Origin of the sequence: Mesorhizobium sp. B3-1-8 (assembly GCF_006439495.1) — a bacterium.
GTDB lineage: Bacteria > Pseudomonadota > Alphaproteobacteria > Rhizobiales > Rhizobiaceae > Mesorhizobium.
Map to the genome: position 1 here is coordinate 148,600 of NZ_VFTK01000011.1, position 26,603 is coordinate 175,202.

The 26,603-nt window shown below is 64.2% G+C and carries 25 protein-coding genes; 11 read left to right on the plus strand and 14 right to left on the minus strand.

The window, feature by feature from the left end:
- Window positions 1-10: 10 nt before the first annotated feature.
- Together FJ424_RS12935 and FJ424_RS12940 are read right to left on the minus strand one after the other, a co-directional pair.
- Window positions 11-1,024: an alpha-ketoacid dehydrogenase subunit beta gene (locus FJ424_RS12935; protein ID WP_140659580.1), complete on the minus strand. Its 1,014-nt coding sequence runs from the start codon at window positions 1,022-1,024 to the stop codon at window positions 11-13.
- 2 nt (window positions 1,025-1,026) lie between these two features.
- A complete protein-coding gene (locus FJ424_RS12940) occupies window positions 1,027-2,259 on the minus strand; it encodes a 3-methyl-2-oxobutanoate dehydrogenase (2-methylpropanoyl-transferring) subunit alpha (RefSeq protein WP_140659579.1) in 1,233 nt (410 codons plus the stop codon).
- A 540-nt stretch (window positions 2,260-2,799) separates the two neighbouring features.
- Here FJ424_RS12940 and holA point away from each other — a divergent pair.
- A complete protein-coding gene (gene holA, locus FJ424_RS12945) occupies window positions 2,800-3,843 on the plus strand; it encodes a DNA polymerase III subunit delta (RefSeq protein ID WP_140659578.1) in 1,044 nt (347 codons plus the stop codon).
- A gap of 229 nt (window positions 3,844-4,072) precedes the next feature.
- On the opposite strand, the gene FJ424_RS12950 is transcribed toward holA, so the two are convergent.
- The 7 genes from FJ424_RS12950 to mnmE all read right to left on the minus strand — a co-directional run bounded on the left by FJ424_RS12950 (window position 4,073) and on the right by mnmE (window position 12,062).
- Window positions 4,073-4,861: a DUF2182 domain-containing protein gene (locus tag FJ424_RS12950; RefSeq protein ID WP_140659577.1), complete on the minus strand. Its 789-nt coding sequence runs from the start codon at window positions 4,859-4,861 to the stop codon at window positions 4,073-4,075.
- Between the two features lie 31 nt (window positions 4,862-4,892).
- Window positions 4,893-5,519, minus strand: coding sequence for a DUF1326 domain-containing protein (locus FJ424_RS12955; protein WP_140659576.1), 627 nt, complete (start codon window positions 5,517-5,519; stop codon window positions 4,893-4,895).
- 791 nt (window positions 5,520-6,310) lie between these two features.
- Window positions 6,311-7,204: a ParB/RepB/Spo0J family partition protein gene (locus FJ424_RS12960; RefSeq protein WP_140659575.1), complete on the minus strand. Its 894-nt coding sequence runs from the start codon at window positions 7,202-7,204 to the stop codon at window positions 6,311-6,313.
- Between the two features lie 66 nt (window positions 7,205-7,270).
- Complete coding sequence (locus FJ424_RS12965) at window positions 7,271-8,068, minus strand: ParA family protein (protein WP_140659574.1); 798 nt, start codon at window positions 8,066-8,068, stop codon at window positions 7,271-7,273.
- Window positions 8,069-8,085: 17 nt separating this feature from the next.
- Window positions 8,086-8,721: a 16S rRNA (guanine(527)-N(7))-methyltransferase RsmG gene (rsmG, locus tag FJ424_RS12970; RefSeq protein ID WP_140659573.1), complete on the minus strand. Its 636-nt coding sequence runs from the start codon at window positions 8,719-8,721 to the stop codon at window positions 8,086-8,088.
- Window positions 8,718-10,592: a tRNA uridine-5-carboxymethylaminomethyl(34) synthesis enzyme MnmG gene (gene mnmG / locus FJ424_RS12975; RefSeq protein ID WP_140659572.1), complete on the minus strand. Its 1,875-nt coding sequence runs from the start codon at window positions 10,590-10,592 to the stop codon at window positions 8,718-8,720. The genes rsmG and mnmG overlap by 4 nt, the downstream gene beginning before the upstream one ends.
- Before the next feature lie 162 nt (window positions 10,593-10,754).
- Entirely contained in the window at window positions 10,755-12,062 is a 1,308-nt protein-coding gene (mnmE, locus tag FJ424_RS12980; RefSeq protein ID WP_140659571.1) for a tRNA uridine-5-carboxymethylaminomethyl(34) synthesis GTPase MnmE, read from the minus strand.
- A 110-nt stretch (window positions 12,063-12,172) separates the two neighbouring features.
- Here mnmE and FJ424_RS12985 point away from each other — a divergent pair, with 110 nt between their 5' ends.
- Window positions 12,173-14,209: a thioredoxin domain-containing protein gene (locus FJ424_RS12985; protein ID WP_246677229.1), complete on the plus strand. Its 2,037-nt coding sequence runs from the start codon at window positions 12,173-12,175 to the stop codon at window positions 14,207-14,209.
- Window positions 14,210-14,427: 218 nt separating this feature from the next.
- Here the strand turns inward: FJ424_RS12985 and rho are convergent, their stop codons facing one another.
- From rho to hemE, 3 genes are all read right to left on the minus strand, one after another.
- Complete coding sequence (rho, locus tag FJ424_RS12990) at window positions 14,428-15,693, minus strand: transcription termination factor Rho (RefSeq protein ID WP_140645981.1); 1,266 nt, start codon at window positions 15,691-15,693, stop codon at window positions 14,428-14,430.
- 234 nt (window positions 15,694-15,927) lie between these two features.
- A complete protein-coding gene (gene hemJ, locus FJ424_RS12995) occupies window positions 15,928-16,473 on the minus strand; it encodes a protoporphyrinogen oxidase HemJ (RefSeq protein ID WP_140659570.1) in 546 nt (181 codons plus the stop codon).
- Window positions 16,470-17,498, minus strand: a complete 1,029-nt coding sequence (hemE, locus tag FJ424_RS13000) for a uroporphyrinogen decarboxylase (protein ID WP_140659569.1) — start codon at window positions 17,496-17,498, stop codon at window positions 16,470-16,472. The genes hemJ and hemE overlap by 4 nt, the downstream gene beginning before the upstream one ends.
- 403 nt (window positions 17,499-17,901) lie before the next feature.
- Between hemE and FJ424_RS13005 the strand changes: the two genes are divergently transcribed.
- The 5 genes from FJ424_RS13005 (at window position 17,902) to dnaQ (ending at window position 21,841) form a co-directional block, all read left to right on the plus strand.
- A complete protein-coding gene (locus tag FJ424_RS13005; RefSeq protein ID WP_140659568.1) occupies window positions 17,902-18,723 on the plus strand; it encodes a pyruvate, water dikinase regulatory protein in 822 nt (273 codons plus the stop codon).
- A gap of 306 nt (window positions 18,724-19,029) precedes the next feature.
- Window positions 19,030-19,629, plus strand: a complete 600-nt coding sequence (locus tag FJ424_RS13010) for a Maf-like protein (protein ID WP_140659567.1) — start codon at window positions 19,030-19,032, stop codon at window positions 19,627-19,629.
- Window positions 19,622-20,455, plus strand: coding sequence for a shikimate dehydrogenase (locus FJ424_RS13015; protein ID WP_140659566.1), 834 nt, complete (start codon window positions 19,622-19,624; stop codon window positions 20,453-20,455). Before FJ424_RS13010 ends, FJ424_RS13015 begins: the two co-directional genes overlap by 8 nt.
- Window positions 20,455-21,060: a dephospho-CoA kinase gene (gene coaE / locus FJ424_RS13020; RefSeq protein ID WP_140645975.1), complete on the plus strand. Its 606-nt coding sequence runs from the start codon at window positions 20,455-20,457 to the stop codon at window positions 21,058-21,060. Before FJ424_RS13015 ends, coaE begins: the two co-directional genes overlap by 1 nt.
- Window positions 20,987-21,841, plus strand: coding sequence for a DNA polymerase III subunit epsilon (gene dnaQ, locus FJ424_RS13025; RefSeq protein ID WP_264296119.1), 855 nt, complete (start codon window positions 20,987-20,989; stop codon window positions 21,839-21,841). Before coaE ends, dnaQ begins: the two co-directional genes overlap by 74 nt.
- Window positions 21,842-22,135: 294 nt before the next feature.
- On the opposite strand, the gene secB is transcribed toward dnaQ, so the two are convergent.
- Together secB and FJ424_RS13035 are read right to left on the minus strand one after the other, a co-directional pair.
- On the minus strand, window positions 22,136-22,639 hold the full coding sequence (gene secB / locus FJ424_RS13030) for a protein-export chaperone SecB (RefSeq protein ID WP_140645973.1): 504 nt from the start codon (window positions 22,637-22,639) through the stop codon (window positions 22,136-22,138).
- Window positions 22,640-22,927: 288 nt separating this feature from the next.
- A complete protein-coding gene (locus tag FJ424_RS13035) occupies window positions 22,928-23,422 on the minus strand; it encodes an FxsA family protein (RefSeq protein WP_140659564.1) in 495 nt (164 codons plus the stop codon).
- A gap of 201 nt (window positions 23,423-23,623) precedes the next feature.
- Here FJ424_RS13035 and FJ424_RS13040 point away from each other — a divergent pair, with 201 nt between their 5' ends.
- Genes FJ424_RS13040 through FJ424_RS13055 form a run of 4 tightly spaced genes read left to right on the plus strand, consistent with a single transcriptional unit; the run spans window position 23,624 to window position 26,367 of the window.
- Window positions 23,624-24,331: a Tim44/TimA family putative adaptor protein gene (locus FJ424_RS13040; RefSeq protein WP_140659563.1), complete on the plus strand. Its 708-nt coding sequence runs from the start codon at window positions 23,624-23,626 to the stop codon at window positions 24,329-24,331.
- Between the two features lie 23 nt (window positions 24,332-24,354).
- The gene (locus FJ424_RS13045) at window positions 24,355-25,461 is read left to right on the plus strand and encodes a murein transglycosylase A (protein WP_140659562.1); all 1,107 of its coding nucleotides are present in this window, start codon (window positions 24,355-24,357) and stop codon (window positions 25,459-25,461) included.
- Window positions 25,458-25,982, plus strand: coding sequence for a Smr/MutS family protein (locus tag FJ424_RS13050; protein WP_140659561.1), 525 nt, complete (start codon window positions 25,458-25,460; stop codon window positions 25,980-25,982). The genes FJ424_RS13045 and FJ424_RS13050 overlap by 4 nt, the downstream gene beginning before the upstream one ends.
- Window positions 25,983-25,992: 10 nt before the next feature.
- Window positions 25,993-26,367 (plus strand): helix-turn-helix transcriptional regulator, encoded by a 375-nt coding sequence (locus FJ424_RS13055; protein ID WP_140659560.1) that lies wholly within the window; start codon window positions 25,993-25,995, stop codon window positions 26,365-26,367.
- Window positions 26,368-26,603: the final 236 nt, after the last annotated feature.

Here is a 26,603-nt window from a genome sequence, read left to right on the forward strand (position 1 = left end):
CCTCCCCGCTCTAAGCTTCCAATGTTTCGATAAGCGCGCGCCCGACCCGCGCCGGGCCGGGGAAATAGTCCCATTCCTGCGCATGCGGATAGGGCGTGTCCCAGCCGGCGACCCGCGCCACCGGTGCTTCCAGATGGTAGAAGCAGTTTTCCTGCACCAGCGAGACCAGCTCGGCGCCGAAGCCGGAGGTGAGCGTCGCCTCGTGCACGACGACGCAGCGGCCGGTCTTCTTCACCGAGGCGACGATCGTGTCGAGGTCGAGCGGCAAAAGCGTTCTCAGATCGATGATCTCGGCGTCGATGCCGGTCTCCTCGGCCGCGGCCTGCGCGACATAGACCATGGTGCCGTAGGCAAGCACTGTGATCGCGCCTCCTTGCCTGCGTATCGCCGCCTTGCCGAGCGGGATCGTGTAATGGCCGTCGGCGACTTCGCCGAGCTCGTGTTTCGACCACGGCGTCACCGGCCGGTCGTGATGGCCGTCGAACGGTCCGTTGTAGAGCCGCTTCGGCTCAAGGAAGATCACCGGATCCGGATCCTCGATCGCCGCAATCAGCAGCCCCTTGGCGTCGTGCGGATTGGACGGCACCACCGTCTTCAGGCCGGAGACATGGGTGAACAGGGCTTCCGGGCTCTGGCTGTGCGTCTGGCCGCCAAAAATGCCGCCGCCGGTCGGCATGCGCACCACGATCGGGCAGGTGAAATCGCCGTTCGAGCGGTAGCGCAGCCGCGCCGCTTCCTGCGTCAGCTGGTCGTAGGCCGGGTACATGTAGTCGGCAAACTGGATCTCGACACAGGGCTTCAGCCCGTAGGCGGCCATGCCGATGGCCGAGCCGACGATGCCGGATTCGTTGATCGGCGCGTCGAAGCATCGGCTGCGGCCATACTTCGCCTGCAGGCCCTGCGTGGCGCGGAAGACGCCGCCGAAGAAGCCGACATCCTCGCCATAGACGATGACTTTGTTGTCGCGCCCCATCGAGACGTCGAGCCCGTCGCGGATCGCCTCGATCATGGTCTTCCTGGGCATGGTCAGACCCCCGCCTGCTGGCGCTGGCGCCTCAGATGCGGCGGCATCTCTTCGTAGAGCCCTTCGAACATGTCGCGGGTCGATGGTTTGCCACCGGCATGCAGCGTGCCGTGGCCCTCGGCCTCCTTCTGCGCGGCGATCACCGTTTCGAGGATCTCGGCTTCGGCCTGGGTGTGGCGATCCTCCGACCAGACGCCCTTGTGGATAAGATGGTTCTTCAGCCGGATGACCGGATCGCCGAGCGGCCAGGCATCCGATTCCGCCTTCGGCCGGTAGGCCGACGGATCGTCCGACGTCGAATGCGCGCCGGTGCGGTAGGTGACATGTTCGACCAGCGTCGGCCCGAGATTGGCGCGCGCCCGCTCCGCCGCCCATTTCGCCACGGCGTGCACCGCGAGATAGTCATTGCCGTCGACGCGCAACGCCGGAATGCCGAAGCCAAGGCCGCGCGCTGCAAACGTGCCGGAGCCGCCGCGCGCGATGCCCTGGAAGGTCGAGATCGCCCACTGGTTGTTGACGACGTTGAGGATGACCGGCGCCTTGTAGGTCGAAGCGAAGACCAGCGCGGAATGGAAATCGGACTCGGCGGTCGAGCCGTCGCCGATCCAGGCGGCGGCGATGCGCGAATCGTTGGAGATCGCCGAGGCCATCGCCCAGCCGACCGCCTGGATATATTGCGTCGCCAGATTGCCGGAGATCGAGAAGAAGCCGTGCTCCTTCGAGGAATACATGATCGGCAGCTGCCGGCCCTTCAGCGGATCGGCCTCGTTGGAATAGATCTGGTTCATCATCGTGACCATCGGATAGCCGTCGGCGATCAAAAGGCCGGCCTGCCGGTAGGTCGGGAAGTTCATGTCGCCGGGCTTCAGCGCCTTGCGGAAAGCGCAGCTCACTGCCTCCTCGCCCAGATGCTGCATGTAGAAGGAGGTCTTGCCCTGGCGCTGCGCCATCTGCATGCGCGCATCGAAGGTCCTGAGCGTCATCATATGGCGCAGGCCTTCGAGCAGTTCCTGGTCGCTGAGCAGCCTGGCCCAGGGTCCGACCGCCTCGCCGGCGCGGTTCAGCACGCGGATGATGGAGAAAGCCATGTCGCGGATGGTGCGCGGATCGACGTCGATCTCCGGACGCGGCACCGAGCCCGCCTTGGGAATGGTCACATTCGAGAAATCGGGCGTGCCGCCGGGCCGAACCTCGGGCTCGGGCACATGGAAGCGCAACATTCCAGCATCGGCCATGAGCTCACATCCTCCAATGTTGCCGGTGCGATCTTTGCACATCCGCGCCGCCAGACCAGTGCCAATTCGCCGGGTCTGGGCACGGCCTTCCCCTTCGGCCGTCGGCTCGTGGAACCGATGCGGCACGCAAGCGCCAAGATGCAGATATGGCGGCGAAATTTCTTGTCGATGTTTTCGCGCCGCGCGCAATTTGGCGGAAGTTTATGGGGCGATTGCTGTCAGAAAAAGTAAGCGGGATATGCGCGGCGGCCGTAGCAGCTAATCTCCCCCCTTGTGGGGGAGATGCCCGGCAGGGCAGAGGGGGGCGTGACAGAACGCCAACTCTCCGTAGTCATTCGTCGTCATAAGGCAACGGAGGGCGCGCAAACCCGGCTTCCGAAAGTCGACATTCGGTCAAGGCCAAGGATCAAACATCAAGACGCCGGCGGGACAGCGCCCCCCTCTGGCCTGCCGGCCATCTCCCCCACAAGGGGGGAGATCACGCTCTCTGCCCGCCGCTTCTCCGTTCACTCGGCCCCCGCCCCGTGCTAACCCACCTGCATGGCACAGAAGAAAGGATACGAGGTCGATTCGTGGCTGGCGAGGCCGGATCCAGCCATGGCGATCGTCCTGCTTTACGGCCCCGACCGCGGCCTCGTCGCCGAGCGGGCGAAGACTTTCGCCGCGAAAACCGGCCTGCCGCTCGACGATCCATTCTCCGTGGTCAGGCTGGACGGCGCGGAAGTCGACCGCGACGAGGGCCGGCTGCTCGACGAAGCCCGCACCGTGCCGATGTTTTCCGACCGGCGGCTGCTTTGGGTGCGCAATGCCAGCGGCCAGAAGGCGCTGGCCGACGACATCAAGGCGCTGACCGCCGAGCCCGCGCGCGACGCCATCATCCTCATCGAAGCCGGCGACCTGAAGAAAGGCACCGGCCTCAGGGCCATCGTCGAGGCCGCCGGCAACGCCATCGCACTGCCCTGCTATGCCGACGAGGCCCGCGACCTCGATACGGTGATCGACGACGAACTGCGCAAGGCCGGCATGTCGATGACGCTCGACGCCCGCCAGGCGCTGCGCCGCAATCTCGGCGGCGACCGGCTCGCCTCGCGCGGCGAGATCGAGAAACTGGTGCTTTATGCGCACGGCCAAAAGGAGATCGACGTCGGCGACGTCAACGCCCTGTCCGGCGATGTCTCCGGCGCGTCTTTCGACGCCGCGGTCGACGCCATGCTGGACGGCAAGGTCGGCGACTTCGACATCGCCTTCAACCGCCATTGCCAGTCGGGCGGCCATCCCTTCCTGGTCCTGTCCTCGGCGATGCGGCAACTGCAGGCGATCCAGGCGATGCGCGGCCAGATGGAGACCGGCGGCCGCAACGCCGCCTCGGTCGTCGCCGGCGCCCGTCCGCCCGTCTTCTTCTCGCGCCGCAAGCTGGTGGAAAAGACGCTGGAGCGCTGGACCGTCGGGGCGCTCGGTCGCGCGCTCGGCCGGCTGCAGACGGCGGTGCTGCAGACGCGCAAGCGGCCGGATCTGTCGGAAGCGCTGGCGCGCCAGGCGCTGCTCGGGATCGCGATCGAGAGTGCGAGACTGGGGCAAAGGTAAACGCCGGCGATTGGCGACGGCCGGGCGACAGCTAATTCCCTCCTTGTAGGGGAGATGGCCGGCCCACCCTCCGGAGCTGCTGCGCAGCTGCTGCGAAGGACGGGCAGGCCAAAGGAGTGCTGTCCCACCAGCGTATCCTTCGTCATTCTAGGGCGGAGCAAGGAGCGAAGCGACGCGCGCAGACCCTAGAATGACGAAGGATACGTCCTGCAATATCGTTGCTCAATTCTCAATTCATCATCATCGCGTCCATCGGCTGGAAGGTCGGCAGCGCCTGTGGAAAGACCAGCACCGCCGCGCCGTAAAGGAGCAGAGCGATTCCCGACACCTTGGCTATCCGCTCTCCCGACGGGAGGGTCTTTTCCGCAAAGATCAGCAAGGTGACCACGGCCATTGCGGCGACATTCATGATCCCGAGCGGAAAGAGGGCGAGAAACAGGAGCCAGCAGCAGCCAAGACAAAACGCCCCATGCTCGATGCCCATGCGTGCCGCGCCCCAACGACCGTCGCGCCATGAGGTCAGGATGAAACCGATGGGCGTGCGGCATTTGGCCAGGCAAATATCCTTCAATGGGGAGAGCTGATAGGCACCCGCAACGATCAGCAGCACGCCGCCGATGCGCGCGGCCGTCGCGGCGGATATTCCCATCTGCCCGCCAAGCATCTCCGCGCCGGCCGCGCCGGCAAAGGCGAGAACGCCAATCGCGCACCAAACCAGCATGTAGCCGGCCACGAACACCCAGGTGGAGACGAAGGTTTCGCCGCGCCCCCGCTTGGCCGCTTGAACCTGGTGAAACGTCAGGATCATCGGGGCGGCCGTCGGAAACATCATGGCAATCATCATGACGATCCAGACGGCAAGAAAGAGCGGCGCTGTCATGCCCATGGTGGGCGAGTAGATTTCCATGCGCATGTCCGCGTCCATGCCGATCTGCTGTCGGATGAGCACAGTCCACGACGCCGCAGCGCTCGCAATCAGCAGCGCGAGAACGATGTTTCGCTGCAGTGTCAGCGTCATGGGCGAGCCCGTCCGGCCATGCGGTCAAGGACTATTGCTGGCCGGACCAATTGATCGGAGCGTAGTGCGCGTTTCGCCGCGAATTATCCCAACTCATGCCATGGTCGCTGAACGTATTGCCTTCCGCGCCCATCGCCAGGCCTAGCCAGTCTGGATTGACGGGATGGCCGGTGGCCGCCCACATCTCGCCGTCCTCGCGCATTGTCGGCAACGGTTCGACAGCCAGTTGCATCACGCCGGCAACCTCCACCGACCGCTTCTTGCCGTCGACCTGGTATTTGATCGGCGCCTTCTTCGCTCCGAGATTGGTGCTGATCATCGGCGCGAAGGCAGCCATCGGCCCACCCGCGGCGCCGGTGAAGATGGCGCCCAGCGCCTCTGTTTGCCGGTCATCCGCACGTTCGTCGATATAGGCCGCCGCCGTCCAATTGCCCTCCGCCATCGGACCTGGCGTGTGAGCAACCATCGCGACATTGAGCCCGTCCAGTCGAACGTCGCCGAAACTGCCCTTGTCGATATGAAAGACCAGGGCGACGTCGCAAACGCCTTTCGTCGGCTTCGACGTCAGCTGCGCCTGGGTGGACAGCAGACAGGGACATACGACATCGCAGCTGCAGTTCTCGAAGTAACTTCCAGACAATTGCCAACTGACCGCCATTTGCACCTCCCATTTGCGTCAGGCGCGTCGGGCATATCGCTTTGGCGAGGCGGTGCCGTTTCACGAACACGATCGGAACGGCAGAGAGCCCTCATCGCGACTGATCGGCACGCCGGGGCATAACTTAAGTTCGAGCTAATAGAAGGTACGCCGTTGCCCCGGACTGTCAAGCGGAGGGCGCCGGCGCTGGAACGTCGGGTCGCTCGGCCGCGTGCGGCTGCAGACAGCGGTGCTGCCGACGCGCAAACGGCAGAACTTGTCCGATGCACTGGCGCGACAGGCTGTGTTTCGCGATTGTGCTGCAAAACGCTTGTGATTGGCGAAAACCGACGCGCCGGCTGATCTCCCCGTGGGCTTTTGTGAGGGAGGATGTCCGGGAGGACAGAGGGGGCGCGAAGGAACGCCAACCATCTCCGTCGTCATTCTAGGGCAGAACAAGGAGCGGAGCGACGCGCGCAGACCCTGGAATCCATTCCGTGACGCTAAGGCATTGCAACGTTTACAGAATTTTGTACCGCTGAGCCCTTCGGCGTCGGTCACGGAATGGATCCTCGGGTCAAGCCCGAGGATAACGACGCGTCGGTTGCGGCTAGAGAAGCGCTGGTGCGCTAACCGGACAGCGTCCCTGCTGTCCTGCCGGGCAACTCCCACCGCCTTCGCCAATGAGTGGCGCGCAACAAAAAGGGCCCGGCATATCGCCCAAAGCCTTCTGTCTATCACCAATATATCAGACATATCCAGCCTTAAGCCAAAACCTCAGGTTCCGGCAAATACCGTTGTACCGCAGCGGCCTACCGCTCGTCCTTCAGCCGCCGGCACAACTCGTCGAGCTGGTCCAGCGAGCGATAGTTGACCCTGAGCGTGCCGCCCTTGCCCTTGTGCTCGATGCTGACGATCATGCCAATCGTATCGGTCATCAGCTTCTCGAGCGCCAGCGTGTCGGGGTCCTTGTCCGGCGCGCCCGCCGTGGACTTGGTCTTGGCCGGCGTCGGGCCGGCGGGCATCTGCGCCAGCGCTTCCGCCTGGCGCACCGAAAGCCCTTCCTTGACGATGCGCTTGGCGAGCCCGGCCGGGTCCGCCGCGGTTACCAGCGTGCGGGCATGACCGGCCGAGAGATCGCCGTCGACCAGCATGCTATGGATGACGGGGGGCAGCTTCAGAAGCCGCAGTGTGTTGGCGACATGGCTGCGGCTCTTGCCGATCACCTGGCCGAGATCGGCCTGGGTGTAGCCGTGCTCGTCGATCAGTTGCTGATAGCCTTGCGCCTCCTCGACCGGATTGAGGTCGGCGCGCTGCACGTTCTCGATGATCGCCAGCTCCAGCGCGGTGCGGTCGTTGACGTCGCGCACGATCAGCGGAATCTCGGTCAGGCCGGCGCGCTGCGCCGCTCGCCAGCGCCGCTCGCCGGCGATGATCTCGTAGCGGCCGGGCTGCGAAGGCGAGGGGCGCGCCACCACCGGCTGCACCACGCCATGCTCGCGGATCGATTGCGCGAGGTCGGTGAGCTCGGCATCGCCGAAATGCCGGCGCGGATTCTTCGGGTTCGGGCTGACGAATTCGATCGGCACCTTGCCGTCCGCCGCGACCGCCGCGCTCGGCTTTTCCGGCGCCGCCGGACGGTCGATTTCGCCGATCAGCGCCGCGAGGCCACGGCCCAGTCTTTTTCTTGATTGGTCTTCGCTCATTGGTTTGTCCAGATCGTTTCGGAATCGAATTGGCTAATTAACCAAAGCTGCTGCCGCGCCTACGGCTCAGGCGGCGCGCAGCTTGCGCTCGCGGCGGATCACCTCGGAGGCGAGCTGCAGATAGGCCTGGCTGCCCGAGCATTTCAGGTCATAGAGGATCGCCGGCTTGCCATAGGACGGCGCTTCGGAAACGCGAACATTGCGCGGGATGATCGTCTCATAGACCTTGTCGCCCATATGGGTGCGCACATCCTGCACCACCTGGTTGGCGAGGTTGTTGCGCCCGTCATACATGGTGAGCACGATGCCCTGGATGGTGAGATCCGGGTTGATGCTGCTGCGCACCTGCTCGACCGTCTCCAGCAATTGGCTCAGACCTTCGAGCGCGAAGAACTCGCATTGCAGCGGCACGAGAACGGAATCGGCCGCGGCCATTGAATTCAAAGTCAAAAGATTGAGCGAGGGCGGGCAGTCGATCAGCACATAGCCGAACGGCGCCGCGCGCTCGGCGGCGGCGCGCAGCGCGTTGCGCAGCCTGAGCACACGGTCGGGCGCCGAGGCGATCTCCATCTCGATGCCGAGCAGGTCGAGCGTCGAGGGCACGATGGACAGACCCGGCACCGCCGTCGGCACCGCAGCCGCTTCCAGATCGAGTTCGCCGGTTAGCACGTCATAGGACGAGACGGTGCGGTCCTTGCGGTCGATGCCGAGGCCGGTGCTGGCATTGCCCTGCGGGTCAAGATCGACGATCAGCACGCGCTCGCCGATCGCGGCCAGCGCCGTGGCCAGATTGATGGCCGTCGTCGTCTTGCCGACGCCGCCTTTCTGGTTGGCAACAGTGATGATACGCGGTGCTGTGCTCATGGGCCTATGCCAGTAATTCATTGCTGTTTCGCCGGGCGCAATTCGGTGATTTCAAGGATGACGCCGTGTGGGTCGGTCATGCTCGAATGTTCTACCAGATCGAAGCCCCAGCGGTGAGTGCTTTCTTCCACCTCGGCACGGTAATCCCGGCCTTTATGGAAAAGCGCGCGTGACCCTTTGGTCAGCCATGGCGCAGCCAGGTCCAGCAGATCCGGAAGGGCGGCCAGCGCTCTGGCGGTTACGATTTCCGGTGCGGAAACAAGCGCATAGCTGTCATCGATGCGCTTGGCCAGGACCCGTGCCGGCAAATTGAACTGACCGATGACTGATTGCAGAAACGAAGCCTTCTTGCGGTTGCTCTCGACCAGGTCGATCGATGCGCCGGCATGCTCGGCCAGCAGAAAGCCGAGCACCAATCCCGGAAACCCGCCGCCCGAACCAAGGTCGACCCAGCGCGTGGCAGTGGGTGCGATTCGCGCGAGTTGGGCGCTATCCAGGATGTGGCGGCGCCAGACATCGTCCAGTGTCGATGGCGCCGCCAGATTGATGCTGCGGTTCCATTTCAGGAACAGCTCCTCGAAGGCCCGAAGCCGCTCGAATGTTTCACGTGAAACCGGACCCGCCGCCTTTTGCAGATCGTCCCAGGCGCTCACGCCACGTCCCTTCGCGCGGCGAGCTCGGCGTTGCGGACATGAGCCACGATGATGGCTAGCGCAGCGGGCGTCATGCCTTCCATCCGCTGAGCATCGGCGATCGAACGCGGCTGGCGCGTCTTCATCTTCTGCTTCAACTCGTTTGAAAGTCCGGGAACATCAGAGAAATCGATCGCCTCGGGGATGAGCCGCGATTCCTCATGCCTGATCTGGGCGACATCGGCCTGCTGCCGATCAAGGTAAACCGAGTATTTCGCTTCCGTTTCGAGTCGCTCCGCCGTCTTGGCGTCAAGCGCGGCAAAGCGCGGCTCGACGCCACCCAGCCACGCCAAGTCGACGCCCGGATGCGCCAAAAGCTCATAGGCCGAGCGGCGTACGCCGTCCTTGTTGATCTCCAGCCCATGCCGCGCCGCTTCGTTCGGCGTCAGCGTCACCGACTTTGCCAGCGCGCGGGCCCGATCGAGTTTCAGCGCGATCTCGCCGAACCGCTGCATCCGCGGCGAGGCCACGATCTCGAGCTTGTCGGCCAGCGGCGTCAGCCGCTCATCGGCATTGTCGGCGCGCAGCGACAGCCGGAACTCCGCCCGCGAGGTGAACATCCGGTAAGGCTCGGCGATGCCGCGGCTGGTCAGGTCATCGACCATCACGCCGATATAGGCCTCGGTGCGGCTGAGCACGACCGGCTCGCTTGCCGAAGCCTTGCGCGCCGCGTTGATGCCGGCGAGCAGACCTTGCGCGCCGGCCTCTTCGTAACCCGTCGTGCCGTTGATCTGCCCGGCCAGGAACAGGCCGGCCACGCGCTTCGTCTCCAGCGTCGTCTTCAGTTCGCGCGGATCGACATGGTCGTATTCGATGGCATAGCCCGGCTGCAGCATCGTCGCCTTTTCCAACCCGGGAATGGTCTTCAGGATGTCGAGCTGCACATCCTCCGGCAGCGAGGTCGAGATCCCGTTCGGGTAGACGGTGTCGTCGTCGAGGCCTTCCGGCTCGAGGAAGATCTGATGGCCCTCGCGGTCGCCGAACTTGACGATTTTGTCCTCGATCGAGGGACAGTAGCGCGGCCCGACGCCTTCGATCGAGCCGGAGTACATCGCCGAGCGGCCGAGATTGGCCCGGATCAGGTCATGCGTCGCCGGCATGGTCCGCGTGATGCCGCAATGGATCTGCGGATTGACGATTGCGTCCGTCATCAGCGAGAACGGCACCGGATCTTCGTCCGCCGCCTGGCTTTGCAGCGACGCCCAATCGATGGTGCGGCCGTCGAGGCGAGGGGGCGTGCCGGTCTTCAGGCGCCCGAGCTTGAAGCCCGCACGCGCCATGGTGGACGAAAGCCCATGGCTTGCCTGTTCGTTCATGCGGCCGGCGACGATCTTCCGCTCGCCGATATGGATCAGCCCGCGCAGGAACGTGCCGGTGGTCAGTACGACCGCGCCGCAGGCCAAGCGCCGATCGCCCGAAACCAGCACGGCCGCCACGTGCCCGTCTTCGATTGCGAGATCGAGAACCTCGCCCTCGACCACGTCGAGATTGGTCTGTTCGCCGATCGCGGCCTGCATGGCAAGTCGATAGAGCTTGCGGTCGGCCTGGGTGCGCGGACCGCGCACGGCCGGCCCCTTGCGGCGGTTGAGCAGGCGGAACTGGATGCCGGCGGCATCCGCGATGCGGCCCATCAGCCCGTCCATGGCGTCGATCTCGCGCACGAGATGGCCCTTGCCGAGGCCGCCGATCGCCGGATTGCAGGACATGACGCCGATCGTATCGAAGCGCAGCGTCACCAGCGCGGTCCTGGCGCCGGCGCGCGCGGCAGCGCTCGCCGCCTCGCAGCCGGCATGGCCGCCGCCCACCACCACCACATCATAGTGATCGGTCATTTTTCCAAGAATCCGCTTTCAGAGATTGCCCGACACATGTCCCCGTCATCACGCGCTGTCAAGGACGAAGGCCCGACTCGTTTCACGTGAAACACATATCCGAAGCCGGAATGTTTCACGTGAGTCATCGCCGCACGGGTCCCGCGTCATGTTTCACGTGAATCATTTACCGATGCAGAACTGCGAAAAGATGACGTCGAGCAGATCCTCGACATCGACCGCGCCGATGATCCGGCCGAGCCGATCGGCCGCCAGCCGCAACTCCTCGGCCCGCAATTCCTGGCTGTGTCCGGCCAACGCCGCTCGCAAGAAGCCCGTAGTCTCCTTGAGCAGCTCGACATGCCGCAGCCTCGACGGGAGGACTTCACTCGCGTCCCCGGCTGCCTTGGCGGCACGGGCTCCGATCTCGTCGAGAAGAGCGCCGAGCCCTGTGCCGTCCCTGGAAGAGATCGCCAGATCATATGCGCCAGCGCCGGCACCGGCGATATCGGACTTCGTCCCGACACGCAGCAGTGGAGCCCCGCTCGCAACGTCGCCGACGGAAACAGGGTCAGCCATGTCCTCCAACAGCAGGATCAGGTCTGTCTCCCCGGCCCTGGCCCTGGCACGCTCGATGCCGATTGATTCGACCTTGCCCGCGGCGTCCCGCAGGCCGGCCGTGTCGACAATCCGCACCTTCAGCCCGTTGAGGTCCATGGCGACCTCGAGCAAATCGCGAGTCGTACCCGGTTCGTCGGTGACGATCGCTGCGTCGCGCCTGGCCAGCGCGTTGAACAGGCTGGACTTGCCGGCATTCGGCGCACCGAGGATCACAACCTCGAACCCGTCGCGGATGATCTCGGCTGCCTTGAAGCCTTCAACATGCCGATCGATCTCACCGATCATTGCCGACACGTCGGACCAGACCGCATCCGAAACGGAACCCGGCACGTCTTCTTCGTCGGCGAAGTCTATTTCCGCCTCGATCATGGCGCGCGCATGGATCAGCCGGCGGCGCCAGCTCGAATAGAGCTCGCTCTGCGTGCCTTCCGCGTTGCGCAAGGCGAAGCGGCGCTGCGCTTCCGTCTCGGCATTGACCAGATCGGCGAGCGCCTCGGTCTCGACCAGGTCGAACTTGCCGTTGAGAAAAGCGCGCCGGGTGAATTCGCCAGGCTCGGCATGCCTCACGCCTTCGAAGCCCGTGATCGTCTCCAGCATCCTGGCCGTGACGGCGCGGCTACCATGGACCTGGAACTCGGCGACATCCTCGCCGGTGAAGCTGCCGGGCCCTGGAAAGAACAGGACGAGCCCGTGATCGATGACCGAGCCGTCCGCGGCCTTGAGCTTGCGCAACGTGGTAAACCGGTCCTTAACGGCGCCCGCAATCGTTTCGACCACGAATCGAGTCTTCGGGCCAGAGACGCGGATGACGGCAAGCCCGGCAGGCAGGCGGCCGCTGGACAGCGCTACGATCGAATCCTTCGAAGCCATTGGGGAAACCATTTGCCGGACCTGCCGAACCGCCTAGATTAAAGGTAGAGCATGTCGGCCGAAGACCGCCTCACGGTTTTCGGCATCATGCTTTGCCGCATCAAACCCAAATGCCGAGCCCGCCCATCGTGACCTTGCCCGCGCGAAACCTGCTTGCCGAAGAGGCCAGCCCCTATCTGCAGCAGCACAGCGACAATCCCGTGCATTGGCGCGGCTGGTCGCCCGCTGCCCTTGCCGAAGCCAAGGAACTCGGGCGGCCGATCCTGCTCTCCATCGGCTACGCCGCCTGCCACTGGTGCCATGTCATGGCGCATGAAAGCTTCGAGAACGACGCCGTGGCGGCCGTCATGAACCGGCTCTACGTGAATATCAAGGTCGATCGCGAGGAACGGCCGGACATCGACCAGATCTATATGGCCGCCCTCCATGCCATGGGCGAGCAGGGCGGCTGGCCGCTGACCATGTTCCTGACGCCCGATGGCAAGCCTTTCTGGGGCGGCACCTATTTCCCGCGCGAGGCGCGTTACGGAAGGCCGGGCTTCATCCAGGTGCTGGAGGCGGTCGACAAGGCCTGGCGCGAAAAACGGCAGAGCCTCGCCGAAAGCGCCGACGGGCTGACCGCCCATGTCGAGCAGCGCCTTGCCGGCGCAACGGGCAAGGCCGTGCTCGACCGCGATACGCTGGCCGACCTCGCCGGCCGCATCGACGGCATGATCGACCGCGAACTCGGCGGCTTGAAGGGCGCGCCAAAGTTCCCCAACGCCCCGTTCATGCACGCGCTTTGGCTGTCCTGGCTGCGGGACGGCCAGGCGGAACATCGCGATGCCGTGCAGCTGAGCCTCGAAAAAATGCTCGCCGGCGGCATCTACGATCATGTCGGCGGCGGCCTCAGCCGTTATTCGACCGACGCCGAATGGCTGGTGCCGCATTTCGAGAAGATGCTTTACGACAACGCCCAGCTCATCCGCTTGTGCAACTGGGCCCATGCCGCCACCGGGAACGACTTGTTCCGCGTACGAATCGAAGAAACCGTCAGCTGGCTGCTGCGCGAGATGTTGGTCGAAGGCGGTGCCTTCGCGGCCAGCCTCGATGCCGACAGCGACGGCGAGGAGGGGCTTTTTTACACATGGAACCGCGAGGAGGTCGAAGCCGCGCTCGGCGACGATGCGTCGACCTTCTTGCGGTATTTCGAGCTGGCCGCCCCGCATGGCTGGGAAGGCAAGCCGATCATTCGCCAGACCGAAACACAGCAAAGTCAGGGCATCGCCGACTACGCTCAACTTACTCCTCTGAAAGCGAAGCTGCTGGCTGTCCGCGAACAGCGGATCAGGCCTGGCCGAGACGGCAAGGCGCTCACCGACTGGAACGGGCTGATGATCGCGGCCCTCGCCGAGGCGGGCCGCTCACTTGGGCGCCGTGAGTGGATCGATGCCGCAGCCAAGGCTTTCGCCCATATCGTCGAGGCCAGCCAGGATGGCCGCCTGCCGCATTCCATGCTCGGCGCGAAGAAGCTTTTCCCGGCGCTGTCCAGCGACTATGCCGCCATGACCAACGCGGCGATCGCGCTGTTCGAGGCGACCGGCGACCCGGCCTATTCGGATCGCGCCAGGCAGTTCATCGGCGAGCTCGACCGCTGGCACCTGGACGACGAAAAGACCGGCTACTGGCTGACGGCGTCGGACAGCGGCGACGTTCCGATCCGCATCCGCGGCGATGTCGACGAGGCGATACCTTCCGCCACCAGCCAGATCGTCGAGGCGCTGGTGCGGCTGTCGTCGCTCACCGGCGACCTCGATATCTGGGAGAAGGCCTGGACCGCCGCCGAGCACGCCATGGGCCGCGCGTCCCAGCTGGCCTATGGCCAAGCCGGCATCGTCAACGCCTGCGCGCTGGCGCTCGAGCCATTGAAGCTCGTGATCATAGATAGGCAAGATTCCCCAAACCTCGTTCCGGTTGCGAATCGGAATCCCGATCCGCGCCGGGTGGACATCGTCCTGCCGATCGGTACGGAAGCGAATCGACCGCTATTGCCGGGCGGGGTGCTGCCGCCGACGGACAAGGCAGGCGTCTGGTTCTGTAGCGGGCAGGTGTGTCTGCCGGTGGTCACGGATGCGGGTGAGTTGGAGAAGTTGCTGCGGCGAAGCTGAGAGACCCGCGAGGCCGAGACCGGTTTCTTCGTCATCCTCGGGCTTGACCCGAGGATCCATGCCGTGACGCTCGCCGAAGAACGCAGCGGAACAGAATTCTGCACCGCTGCAAAGCTCAAAAGGAACGGCATGGATTCTAGGTTCTGCGCGCGTCGCTCCGCTCCTTGCTCCGCCCTAGAATGACGAAGAAAAGGGGCGGACTACCGCGCTCACCCCAATCACGTATTCATCGAATCGAAGAAGTCGGCGTTGGTCTTGGTCTGCTTGAGCTTGTCGATGAGGAACTCGATCGCGTCGGTCGTGCCCATCGGCGCGAGGATGCGGCGCAGCACGAAGATCTTCTGCAGGTCCGCGCGCGGCACCAGCAGGTCCTCCTTGCGGGTGCCCGACTTGAGGATGTCCATCGCCGGATAGATGCGCTTGTCGGCCACCTTGCGGTCGAGCTGGATTTCGCAGTTGCCGGTGCCCTTGAACTCTTCGAAGATGACTTCGTCCATGCGGCTGCCCGTATCGATCAGCGCGGTGGCGATGATGGTCAGCGAGCCGCCTTCCTCGATGTTGCGGGCGGCACCGAAGAAGCGCTTTGGGCGCTGCAGCGCGTTGGCGTCGACACCGCCGGTCAGCACCTTGCCGGATGACGGCACGACGGTGTTGTAGGCGCGGCCGAGACGCGTGATCGAATCGAGCAGAATGACCACGTCGCGGCCGTGCTCGACCAGGCGCTTGGCCTTCTCGATCACCATTTCGGCGACCTGCACGTGGCGCGCCGCCGGCTCGTCGAAGGTCGAGGAGATCACCTCGCCCTTAACCGAGCGCTGCATGTCGGTCACTTCCTCCGGACGCTCATCGATCAAAAGCACGATCAGATAGCATTCCGGATGGTTGGCGGTGATCGAATGGGCGATGTTCTGCATCAGCACCGTCTTGCCGGTGCGCGGCTGCGCGTTGATCAGCGCGCGCTGGCCCTTGCCGATCGGCGCGACCAGGTCGATCACGCGCGGCGAGATGTCCTTGGAGGTCGAATTGTCGATCTCCATCTTCAGCCGCTTGGTCGGATAGAGCGGCGTCAGATTGTCGAAGTGGATCTTGTGACGGATCTTTTCGGGATCGTCGAAATTGATGGTGTTGACCTTGAGCAGCGCGAAATAGCGCTCGCCCTCTTTCGGGCTGCGGATCGGTCCCTCGACCGTGTCGCCGGTCTTGAGCGAAAAGCGCCTGATCTGCGACGGCGAGATGTAGATGTCGTCGGGACCCGGCAGGTAGTTTGCGTTGGCGGAGCGCAGGAAGCCGAAACCGTCCTGCAGCACCTCGACCACGCCGTCGCCGATGATCTCGATGTCCTGGGCGGCGAGCTTCTTCAGGATCGCGAACATCAGCTCCTGCTTGCGCATGACGCTGGCGTTCTCCACCTCGAGCGATTCGGCATAGGCGATCAGCTCTGGCGGCTTCTTGTTCTTGAACTCTGCGAGTTTCATTTCTTGCATTAGATAGACTCTGGGTAGGCTTTGGGGAGGAAAATCGGCTGAATACGACAAATGCCGGGCGCGGCCGAAAGCGAGTGAAAGGGGCGGCGCATGACGGGAAGGAAGACCCGTCTTTTATCGTCGGTCGCCTGAAAGAGCAAGCCGCCTTTTGCTGGGCTTCTGCTGGATTGAAGGAAGCGTGGAGCATGATCACGAAAAGTGAAAACCGGTTTTCGGAAAGATCATGCTCCCGATCTAAAACGGCTTCACGACGACCAGGATGACGATGACGATCATCAGCAATGTGGGGATCTCGTTGACGATCCGCCAGTGCCGCGCCGGTTTTTCGTTCTTGTCCTCGGCGAATTTCCGGACCGCGGCGGCGAGATAGCCATGCAGACCCGACAGGACGAGCACCAGCGCGATCTTGGCGTGCAGCCATCCGCCCTGGAAGCCAAAGCCCTTCCAGGCGAGCCAAAGCCCGAACACCCAGGTCACGATCATCGCCGGGTTGATGATCCCCCGCAGCAGCCGGCGTTCCATCACCTTGAAGGTCTCGGACTGCACCGAGCCCTTCTCGGCATCGACGTGATAGACAAAGAGCCGCGGCAGATAGAGCATGCCGGCCATCCAGGCGATGACGGCAATCACATGGATCGCCTTTACCCAGGGGTAGAAGCCGTCGCCCGCCACGAAATAGAGCAGCGCGCTCAGCACGACGAGCACGGCAATACCGATCGCCATGCGCTTCATCGCCTGGCCAGTGCTGTTCCCACTGCTCTCGCTGTTCTCGTTGCTCATCGGCGGCCCCTCACCATTTTCACCATCGCCTCGACATGCGACACCGGCGTCTCCGGCGTGATGCCGTGGCCGAGATTGAAGATCAGCGGTCCACCACCCAACGTTCTTAGAATCGCATCGACGCCGTCGGCCAGCGCCTTGCCGCCGGCGACCAGGCGCAGCGGATCGAGATTGCCTTGCACCGCTCCGTCGCGTTGCAAGTCCTTCGCCATCGACAGCGGCACGGTCCAGTCGAGGCCGAGACCGGTGATGCCGGTCTTCCTCCTGTAGTCGCGATAGCGCTCGCCGGCGCCCTTCGGAAAACCGATCACCGGCACGTTCGGGTGAGCCGCCTTAACCTGCCGGACGATCCCGGCCACCGGTTCGACGCAGAAGGCCTCGAAGGACGCTTCGTCCAGCACGCCCGACCACGAATCGAAAATCTGCACCGCATCGGCGCCGGCTTCGATCTGGCGAATGAGATAGGCGGCCGAGTGGTCGGCCAGAATCTTCAGAAGCCGTGCGAAGGCCTCGGGCTCGCGATAGGCGAAAAGCCGGGCAGGGCCCTGGTCGGGCGTGCCGTGCCCGGCAATCATATAGGTCGCCACCGTCCAGGGCGCTCCGCAGAAGCCGAGCAGCGTCGTCTCGTCAGGCAGTTTTGCGCGCAACCGGCGCACCGTCTCGTAGACCGGTTCGAGATTCACGTGAAACATACCGCCGTCCAGCGCGGGAATCTCCGATGCCGAGATCGGCTTCAGGATCGGGCCGCGGCCCTCTTCGAAGCGGACATCCCGCCCCAAGGCGTTGGGCACGACGAGAATGTCGGAGAACAGGATCGAGGCGTCGAAGCCGAAGCGTTCGATCGGCTGCAGCGTCACCTCGACGGCAAGGTCCGGGTCGTAGCAGAGATCGAGGAAGGATCCGGCCCGCTTCCTGGTCTCCCGGTATTCGGGAAGATAGCGGCCCGCCTGACGCATCATCCAGAGCGGCGGCGGTGCAACCGTCTCGCCCTTGAGGACGTCCAGCATGATCCGTTTCGCAGCCATTTGGCGCTGTCCCCTCCGGGTGTCTCTTAAATCAAATATCTATTTTAAAAGAGTCTTCTGATTCTAAGAGTCTGTTGGTTGTGATGATTGCGACCTGTCCAGCCTGCGGCTCGAAAAGGCCAGTCAGCATATTGTCGCGTACTCGCTTTCGCAATTTGGAGGGATCTGGGGACGAAGCGGATTCAGGCTTTCGAGTCAAAAGCTTGGCCTTTCGGGTCTGGACTTCCCGCTGTGGACGAAATCGGCCAAGAAAAATTGATCCCCGGTTTTGTCCCCAGCGCCGCGACAAAGCCTACAGCGGGTCGAATTGTGGACAAGCGGCCATCTGATACAGTCGCTTCCCGACCCGAGGCCTGCCCATCCAGCCTTGTCCACAATTGCCCACAGCCTGGACCCATCCCCTGTGAACAAACCTCAGAGCTTCTTCCACCTGCATCTGATCTCCGACGCCACCGGCGAGACGCTGCTGGCGGCCGGCCGCGCGGCGTCGGCGCAATACAAGGATGCGCGCGCCATCGAGCATATCTATCCGCTGATCCGCACCGAAAAGCAGATCGCCAAGGTCTTCGAGGATATCGAGGAAGAGCCCGGCATCATTCTCTATACGGTGGTCGACCAGAAGCTGGCGCGCTCGATCGACGAGCGCTGCGCGGCGATGGGCCTGCCTTGCGTGTCGGTGCTGGAGCCGGTGCTGACGGTCTTCCAGTCCTATCTCGGCACGCCGGCCGGCCGCCGCGTCGGCGCCCAGCACGTGCTCGACGCCGAATATTTCCGCCGCATCGATGCCTTGAACTTCACCATGGAGCATGATGACGGCCAGCTGCCGGCCAATATGGACGATGCCGATATCGTGCTGATCGGCATATCGCGGACCTCGAAGACGCCGACCAGCATCTATCTTGCCAATCGCGGCATCAAGACCGCCAACATCCCGATCGTGCTCGGCGTGCCGCTGCCCGAAAGCCTGATCGCCGCCAGGACGCCCTTGGTCGTCGGCCTCATCGCCACGGCCGAACGCATCTCGCATGTGAGGCAAAATCGCATCCTCGGCAACAGCGCCGCCTTTGTGCCGACCGCCTATGTCGACCGCGCCGCCATCAACGAGGAGCTCGCCTATGCCCGCCAGCTCTGCACGCGGCATGGCTGGCCGATGATCGATGTCAGCCGCCGCTCCATCGAGGAAACGGCGGCCGCCATCGTTGCCCTGCGGGGAAAGACGCGCTAACTGGGATTTGCCGAGACGCCGGCCGCTTCGTCATCCTAGGGCGGAGCAAGGAGCAAAGCGACGCGGCGTAGACCCTAGGATCCATGCCGTGACGTCGAAGTGTTGCGACGGTGTAGAATTCTGCTCCGCTGCGCCCCTCGGCTGAGGTTATGGCATGGATCCTAGGGTCTTCGCGACGGAGCTTCGCTCCTGCTTCGCCCTAGGATGACGAAGTTCGTAAGGCTTTGGCCATTCTCCAAAGTTTGTGCTGGACCCCCAGACAAACGATGGGTCAACAGCGTCAGGGAGCTAGTTGGGCGAAAAATCATGGCCGAGAAAATCCTCCTCGCTTCAGGCAGTCCCTACCGCAAGGCGATGCTCGTCAATGCCGGCCTCGACATCGAGGCGGTGCCGGCAAATGTCGACGAGCGCGCGCTCGAGGCTCCGCTGAAGGACAGCGGCGCTTCACCCGAGGATGTCGCGTCGATCCTCGCGGAAGCCAAGGCGACCGAGGTCAGCGAGCGCAAGCCGGGCGCCCTGGTGCTCGGCTGCGACCAGACGCTGTCGCTGGGCGACGAGATCTTTCACAAGCCCGCCGACATGGAAAGCGCGCGGCGTCATCTCCTAACGTTGTCGGGTAAGACTCATCAGCTCAACAGCGCCGCCGTGCTTTGCCGCGACGGCGAGGTGCTGTGGCGCCATGTCGGCGTCGCCAGCCTCACGATGCGCAAGCTCGATCCCGCCTTCATCGGCCGGCATCTGGCGCGTGTCGGCGCCAAGGCGCTGTCCAGCGTCGGCGCCTACCAGGTCGAGGGCGAAGGCATCCAGCTGTTCGAGAAGATCGAGGGCGATTATTTCACCATTGTCGGCCTGCCGCTTTTGCCGGTGCTGAAGGAGCTGCGCGCATTGGGAGCCATCGATGGCTGAGAAAAGGGCCTTCGTCACGGGACATCCGATCGCGCATTCGCGCTCACCGAAGATCCATGGCCATTGGCTGGCGCAATACGGCATCGACGGCAGCTATGAAGCGATCGACGTCGCGCCGGATGATTTCGCGTCCTTCCTGAAGGCGCTTGCCGACAATGGTTTTCGCGGCGGCAATGTCACCATCCCGCACAAGGAGGCGGCCTTCGCCGGCGTCGCCCGCCGCGATCACGCGGCCGACGCGATCGGCGCGGTCAACACACTATGGTTCGAGGATGGCATTCTGTGTGGCGGCAACACCGACGGCTACGGCTTTGCCGCCAACCTCGACCAGTATGCGCCCGGCTGGGCGGCCAATGGCCCGGCCGTTGTGCTCGGCGCCGGCGGGGCTTCGCGCGCGGTCATCCATGCGCTGAAGGAGCGCGCGGTGAAGGATATCCGCATCGTCAACCGGACGCTCGCCAGAGCCGAGGAACTCGGGCGCCATTTTGGCGCCGGCATCTCGGCGCACGGCGCCGATGCGCTCGGCGAGCTGCTTGCCGATGCCGGCCTGCTCATCAACACCACTTCGCTCGGCATGCATGGCAATGGAACCTTGGCCGCCGATCCGGGCGCGTTGCCGGACCATGCCATCGTCACCGACATCGTCTATGTGCCGCTGGAGACGCCTTTGCTCGCCGCCGCCAGGGCGCGTGGCCTGAAAACCGTCGATGGTCTCGGCATGCTTCTGCATCAGGCGGTGCCCGGTTTCGAACGCTGGTTCGGCCGGAAACCCGACGTTACGTCCGAGCTGCGAAGCATGATCGTCGCCGATATCGGGGGCCATTGATGATCGTGCTCGGCCTTACCGGATCGATCGGCATGGGAAAGTCGGCGACGGCGAAAATGTTCGCCGAGGCCGGCGTGCCGGTGCATGATTCCGACGAGACCGTGCATCGCCTCTATTCCGGCAAGGCCGCCCCCCTGGTCGAGGCGGCCTTCCCGGGCACGACGCAGGCAGGCATAGTCGACCGCGTCAAGCTCGCCGGAAAAGTGCTCGCCGATCCGGACGCGCTGAAGAAGCTCGAGGCAATCGTCCATCCGCTGGTGCGCGCCGATGCCGACGCGTTCCTGGCCAAACACCGCGCCGCCGGCGCGCCGCTCGCCGTGCTCGACATCCCGCTTTTGTTCGAGACCGGCGGCCGCGGCCGCGTCGACAAGGTCGTGGTCGTCACCGCCTCGCCCGAAATCCAGCGTGAACGCGTGCTCGCCAGGCCGGGCATGAGCGAGGAGAAGTTTTCGTCGATCCTCGCCAAGCAGGTGCCCGACGCCGAAAAGCGCCGCCAGGCCGATTTCATCATCGACACCGGCCACGGCTTCGATGCCGCTCGAAAGGCGGTCGAGGCGATCGTCGCCGAACTGGCGGGGGATAAGAAGGAGACACCACCCTCCTGACTCTTGCTGTCAGCAGCCGCCATTGCCATTTTTCGCCGAAGCACGATGCTGCCCGTGCCAAGGACAACTGATTCGAATGCGTGAGATCATCTTCGATACAGAAACCACCGGCCTCGATTTGCGCGACGACCGCATCATCGAGCTCGGCGGCATCGAGCTGGTCAACCGCTTCCCGACTGGCCGCACCTTCCACAAATTCATCAATCCGCAAGGGCGCGCCATCCATGCCGAGGCGCAGGCCGTGCATGGCATCAGCGCCGCCGACCTTGTCGGCAAGCCGACCTTCGCCGAAATCGCGCAGGAATGGCTGGACTTCACCGACGGCGCCAAGTTGATCGCCCACAACGCCACCTTCGATATCGGCTTCCTCAATATCGAGTTCAGCCGGCTCGACCAGGCGGCCATCGATCCCGGCCGCATCGTCGACACGCTGGCGCTCGCGCGCCGCAAGCATCCGATGGGGCCGAACTCGCTCGATGCGCTTTGCCGTCGTTACGGCATCGACAACACCCGCCGCACCAAGCACGGCGCGCTGCTCGACTCCGAACTGCTGGCCGAGGTCTATATCGAGCTGATCGGCGGCAAGCAGGCGGCGCTGGTGCTCGAGGCCGTGGCGGTGCGGATGAACGGCGCCGGCGAGGTGGCCGACATCGACATCTCGATCGGCGCCCGGCCGATCGCCCTGCCGTCGCGGTTGAGCGAAGCGGATCGCGCGGCGCATGCCGGGCTGGTTTCGACGCTGGGTGAAAAGGCGCTGTGGCTGAAAGTGGCGGTCGGTTGAGCGGGCGCGCTGGCGCTGACGTTGGAGATTGGCCGAAACCCCCCGTGACGTCGTCATACTCGGGCTTGACCCGAGTATCCATGCCGTGACCTCGGCCGTAAGATGCAACGGTGCAGAATTCCGTAACCGCCGCAACGCCTTGGCGTAACATGGTTTCCAGGGTCTGCGCGCGTCGCTTCGCTCCTTGCTCCGCCCTAGAATGACGATCGCACGGAGGCCTTCTAATCTCAGACGTCTAAACAAAAAAGCCCGGCGCGAAGCCGGGCTCTCCATACGGTGTGGCGCCGATTCGCCTCAGCTCACCTGGATCTTGCTCGCCGCCGCCTGGTCCTCGGCGATGCGCTGCTGGAACATCTGCGCGAAATCGATCGGGTCGAGCATCAGCGGCGGGAAGCCGCCATTGCGGGTGGCGTCGGCGATGATCTGGCGGGCGAACGGGAACAAAAGCCGCGGGCATTCGATGAACAGCAGCGGCAGCATATGCTCCTGCGGGAAGCCGTTTATGGCGAAGACGCCGCCATAGACCAGCTCGACATTGAACAGCACTTCCTGGTCGAAGGAGGCCTTGGCGTTCAGCGTCAAATTGACGTCGAACTGCTTGTCCGAGAGCGGATTGGCGTTGACGTTGACATTGATGGCGATACCCGGAGCCTTGTCGCGGCCGCGCAGCGAATTCGGCGCGCCGGGGCTCTCGAAGGACAAGTCCTTCACATATTGCGCAAGCACATTGAGCGAGGGCTGGTTCTGGGTGCCGTTGCCGTTGGCGGCGCCGGTCGCCGCGTCATCGTTGCTGGCCATTAGCCTTTAAGTCCTTTTGCCTGGGCAGCATTGCTGACCGGATTGAAATCGCGGGTTCGCTACCATGGTCGGCCGGACAAAACAAGTTTTGCCGCCCTTGTCAGCAGGAGGAACAGCACAGCGCAAACGCTGGGGATTGGCTGAAGCTCCTCAACCTCGTCATTCCAGGGTCTGCGCGGGTCGCTTCGCTCCTGCTTCGCCCTGGAATGACGATCGCGATGGGCGTTTCGGCCAATCTCCAAGGCATGCCATCTGCCAGACCCGGCCGGTCAAAGTCCCTGTCGAGGACTAGTCGTTCTTCAGCCGCCGCCAGGGCGAATTGTGGTCCGGCCGGTTCGGATAGTCGTCGCGCGAATAGTCTGTGTCGTCGAGGTCGATGACATTGTCGCGCCGGCGGGCCGAAAAGCCGCTGCTGAAGCTGGTCGCCATGACGATGCGGTTCTTGAGCGCGCGCCAGGCGAAGTCGCGCACCGGCGGCAGCAACAGAAGAATGGCGAAGATGTCGGTGATGAAGCCCGGTATGATCAGCATGATCGCCGCCAGCACGATCATAGCGCCATGCGCGAGCTGGCGGCTGGGGTCGCGCCCGGCATCCATCTCCGTCCGCACCCGCGCCATGACGCCAAAACCCTGATGCCGCAGCAACAGGCTGCCGGCGACGGTGGACAGGATGACCAGCCCGACCGTCGCCAAAGCGCCGATCTCGCGGCCGACAACGACGAAGCCGGCGATCTCCAGCAGCGGCAGCAGGAGCAGGAACAGCGGGATGAACGAAATGCGCAAGTCTCGACCGATCGCTTTCTTCTTTTGCGGCGCTGGCGGACAATCGCCGCTGGCCTTGGCGCCCTTAGATAGGTATGGCTGCCTTTGATTTGAATGATTGCGCCTGCCGTTCTATATGCTTTGGGTGTTGAACGCTATGCGACCGCGGTCCCCCAGGGGTTACGCCGGTCCGGCACGGACAGGGATCGGTTGGCGGAAAATATGGGTTTCTTCGACTTCGGCACGATTTTCTTCCTGATTGCGGCGGTTGTGATCTTTTTCCAGCTGCGCAACGTGCTTGGACGTCGCACCGGAAACGAGCGTCCGCCCTTCGATCCCTATTCGGCGAGCCGCACGCGCGAGGCCGATGCGGCGCAGAAGCCTGAAAATGTCGTGTCGCTGCCGCGCAAGCGCGCGCCGGGCGAAACCGCGCCCGAGACCTATGCCGATATCGACGCCTTCGCCAAACCCGACACGGATCTCAACAAGGGCCTGCGCTCCATCAAGGACAATGATGCGTCGTTTGAGCCGAAGGGCTTCGTCGACGGCGCCAAGATGGCCTACGAGATGATCGTCATGGCCTATGCCGATGGCGACCGTAAGACGCTGAAGAACCTGTTGTCGCGCGAAGTCTATGACGGTTTCGTCGCCGCGATCGGCGAACGCGAGGCCAAATCCGAAAAGATCCAGTCCTCCTTCGTCGGCATCGACAAGGCCGACATCGTCGCCGCCGAAATGAAGGGTTCGGAAGCGCATATCACGCTGCGCATCGTCTCCGAGCTGATCTCGGCGACCCGCGACAAGGCCGGCGCCGTCATCGACGGCGACCCGGAAACGGTGGCCGAGGTCAAGGATGTCTGGACCTTCGCCCGCGACACCCGCTCGCGCGACCCGAACTGGAAGCTCGTCGCCACCGAAGAAGAAGATTGAGATCAAGCGGCGGGGCCCCAGTCGTGCCGCTCTCTCCCACTTTCAGCGAAAAATCCTTTACCGACCTTCCGGGCTGGGGCGAGGATGATGATCTTGCGGCCTTCGCCGCGTTCCGCCGCTCGGCCTTCCACGCGCCGATAAAACCTTACCGCACCGGATCGCTCGGCGTCGATTTCAATGCTTTTGCCGAGGCCTATGCCGAGGCGCGCGCCGTTTCGGCGCCGAGCAGGTCCGAGGCGCGGTCGTTCTTCGAACGGCATTTCGTTCCCGCTCTGGTCGTACCCGACAATGGCGGCGCCGGTCTCGTCACCGGTTTTTACGAACCCGAGGTCGAGGCCTCGCCGGTCAGGACCGAGCGGTTCACCGTGCCGCTGCTGTCCCGCCCCGCCGACCTGATCGACATCGACGACGGCAACCGGCCGGCCGGCATGGATGCCTATCTGGCCTTCGCCCGGCGGACGGATGCTGCTCCGGTCGAATATTTCGACCGCGGCGAAATCGAGCGCGGCGCGCTCTCCGGCCAGAACCTCGAGATCGCCTGGCTCGCCGAAAAGGTCGATGCCTTCTTCATCCATGTGCAGGGCGCAGCTAGATTGAAGATGACCGACGGCAGGCTCTGCCGCGTCACTTATGCCGCCAAGTCCGGCCAGCGCTTTTCTGGCCCCGGCAAGACCTTGAGCGATCTCGGCGAGATCCCGCTGGAAAAAGTGACGATGCAGTCGATCCGAGCCTGGTTCAAGGCGCATCCCGACCGCGTCGACGAGATCCTGTGGCGGAACCGCTCCTACATCTTCTTCCGCGAAGCCGACGTCGACGATGCCGCGCTTGGGCCCATCGCCGCCGCCAAGGTGCCGCTGACGCCCGGGCGTTCGGTCGCGGTCGACCGCCTGCTGCACACATTCGGCACACCCTTCTATATCGACGCGCCGACGCTCACCGCCTTCGACCAAAAACCGTTCCGGCGGCTGATGATCGCGCAGGACACCGGCTCGGCCATCACCGGCCCGGCCCGGGGCGATCTCTTCGCCGGCTCGGGCGATGCCGCCGGCGAAATCGCCGGCGTGGTCCGCAACGCGGCCGACTTCTATGCGCTGGTGCCCCGCGGCCTGTTCGATGGAGCGCGCCGGTGAGCCGCCGCGACGATCATCTCAGCGACGACGACCGCATCCTGTGGAACCTGGTGGCGCGTTCGGCCCGGCCGCTGAAAGGTAAGACCGCCGTCGAGATCCCCGACATCGTCGAGCCGAAACCGGCGCCGGCCGCCGCTCCGGTCAACGGCGTTCCGGCCGCTGCCGCAAAACCCAAGCCGCAGCATGTCTCGCACGTGCTCGACGACCAGACGCTGCACAAGCTGAAAAAAGGCCGGCTGCCGATCGAAGGCCGCGTCGACCTGCACGGCATGACGCAAGACGAGGCCTATTCGCTGCTGCTCACCTTCCTCAACCGGGCGCATGCCGGCGGCATCCGTTACGTGCTGATCATCACCGGCAAGGGCTCGTCCTCCGGCGGCGACGGCATCCTGCGCCGCGCCGTTCCGGCCTGGCTATCGACGCCTGCCTTCCGGCATCTTGTGTCCAGCCACGATCACGCCGCCCGCAACCATGGCGGCTCGGGCGCGCTCTACGTGCGGCTGCGGCGGATACGCGCATGAGCGGGCCAACATGACCCCGTTCGGCGAGAAGCTCAGGGCGCTGCGCGCCGAACGCGGCGTCAGCCAGAAGGCGATGGCCGAAGCCATCGGCGTCAGCGCCGCCTATCTGTCGGCGCTCGAGCACGGCCGCCGCGGCGCGCCGACCTGGACGCTGATCCAGAAGATCATCGGCTATTTCAACATCATCTGGGACGACGCCGAGGAACTTGCCCGCCTCGCCGAAAGCTCGCACCCAAGGGTCAGGATCGACACGTCCGGCCTGTCGCCGGCGGCCACCGAGCTGGCCAACCTTTTGGCCGACAGCATCGAGAGGCTCGATGAAGCGGAATTGAGGAAGATCACGGCATTGGTCCGAGCTGCGCTGAGGGATAGTTTGCCCGCATAAAACGGGATGCCGCTAGCCGAAGCCGCCCGAACTTCGTCATCCACGGGCGGAGCGGGAGCGAAGCGGACGCGGAGACCCGAGGATCCATTCCGTGACCTCGCGCGAAGGGTAAAGGCGGTGCAGAACAGAGGTTTTTCTGCACCGCCGCGACGCTCTTAGGTCACGGCATGGCAACTGTGTTCACGCGAATGCGGTTTTATCGCGCATGATGGCGTTGAGGACGACCAGGAGCTTCC

Coding starts and splice junctions, on each gene's coding strand:
- dnaQ (WP_264296119.1), top strand. CDS start 20,987: ATGCCGCTCGAAAGGCGGTCGAGGCGATCGTCGCCGAACTGGCGGGGG.
- mnmG (WP_140659572.1), bottom strand. CDS start 10,592: ATGACCGATCACTATGATGTGGTGGTGGTGGGCGGCGGCCATGCCGGC.
- FJ424_RS13010 (WP_140659567.1), top strand. CDS start 19,030: ATGGCCGAGAAAATCCTCCTCGCTTCAGGCAGTCCCTACCGCAAGGCG.
- FJ424_RS13040 (WP_140659563.1), top strand. CDS start 23,624: ATGGGTTTCTTCGACTTCGGCACGATTTTCTTCCTGATTGCGGCGGTT.
- hemJ (WP_140659570.1), bottom strand. CDS start 16,473: ATGAGCAACGAGAACAGCGAGAGCAGTGGGAACAGCACTGGCCAGGCG.
- hemE (WP_140659569.1), bottom strand. CDS start 17,498: ATGGCTGCGAAACGGATCATGCTGGACGTCCTCAAGGGCGAGACGGTT.
- FJ424_RS12935 (WP_140659580.1), bottom strand. CDS start 1,024: ATGCCCAGGAAGACCATGATCGAGGCGATCCGCGACGGGCTCGACGTC.
- rho (WP_140645981.1), bottom strand. CDS start 15,693: ATGCAAGAAATGAAACTCGCAGAGTTCAAGAACAAGAAGCCGCCAGAG.
- FJ424_RS12940 (WP_140659579.1), bottom strand. CDS start 2,259: ATGGCCGATGCTGGAATGTTGCGCTTCCATGTGCCCGAGCCCGAGGTT.
- FJ424_RS13015 (WP_140659566.1), top strand. CDS start 19,622: ATGGCTGAGAAAAGGGCCTTCGTCACGGGACATCCGATCGCGCATTCG.
- FJ424_RS12950 (WP_140659577.1), bottom strand. CDS start 4,861: ATGACGCTGACACTGCAGCGAAACATCGTTCTCGCGCTGCTGATTGCG.
- holA (WP_140659578.1), top strand. CDS start 2,800: ATGGCACAGAAGAAAGGATACGAGGTCGATTCGTGGCTGGCGAGGCCG.
- FJ424_RS12960 (WP_140659575.1), bottom strand. CDS start 7,204: ATGAGCGAAGACCAATCAAGAAAAAGACTGGGCCGTGGCCTCGCGGCG.
- FJ424_RS13055 (WP_140659560.1), top strand. CDS start 25,993: ATGACCCCGTTCGGCGAGAAGCTCAGGGCGCTGCGCGCCGAACGCGGC.
- coaE (WP_140645975.1), top strand. CDS start 20,455: ATGATCGTGCTCGGCCTTACCGGATCGATCGGCATGGGAAAGTCGGCG.
- mnmE (WP_140659571.1), bottom strand. CDS start 12,062: ATGGCTTCGAAGGATTCGATCGTAGCGCTGTCCAGCGGCCGCCTGCCT.
- secB (WP_140645973.1), bottom strand. CDS start 22,639: ATGGCCAGCAACGATGACGCGGCGACCGGCGCCGCCAACGGCAACGGC.
- FJ424_RS12985 (WP_246677229.1), top strand. CDS start 12,173: ATGCCGAGCCCGCCCATCGTGACCTTGCCCGCGCGAAACCTGCTTGCC.
- FJ424_RS12965 (WP_140659574.1), bottom strand. CDS start 8,068: ATGAGCACAGCACCGCGTATCATCACTGTTGCCAACCAGAAAGGCGGC.
- FJ424_RS12955 (WP_140659576.1), bottom strand. CDS start 5,519: ATGGCGGTCAGTTGGCAATTGTCTGGAAGTTACTTCGAGAACTGCAGC.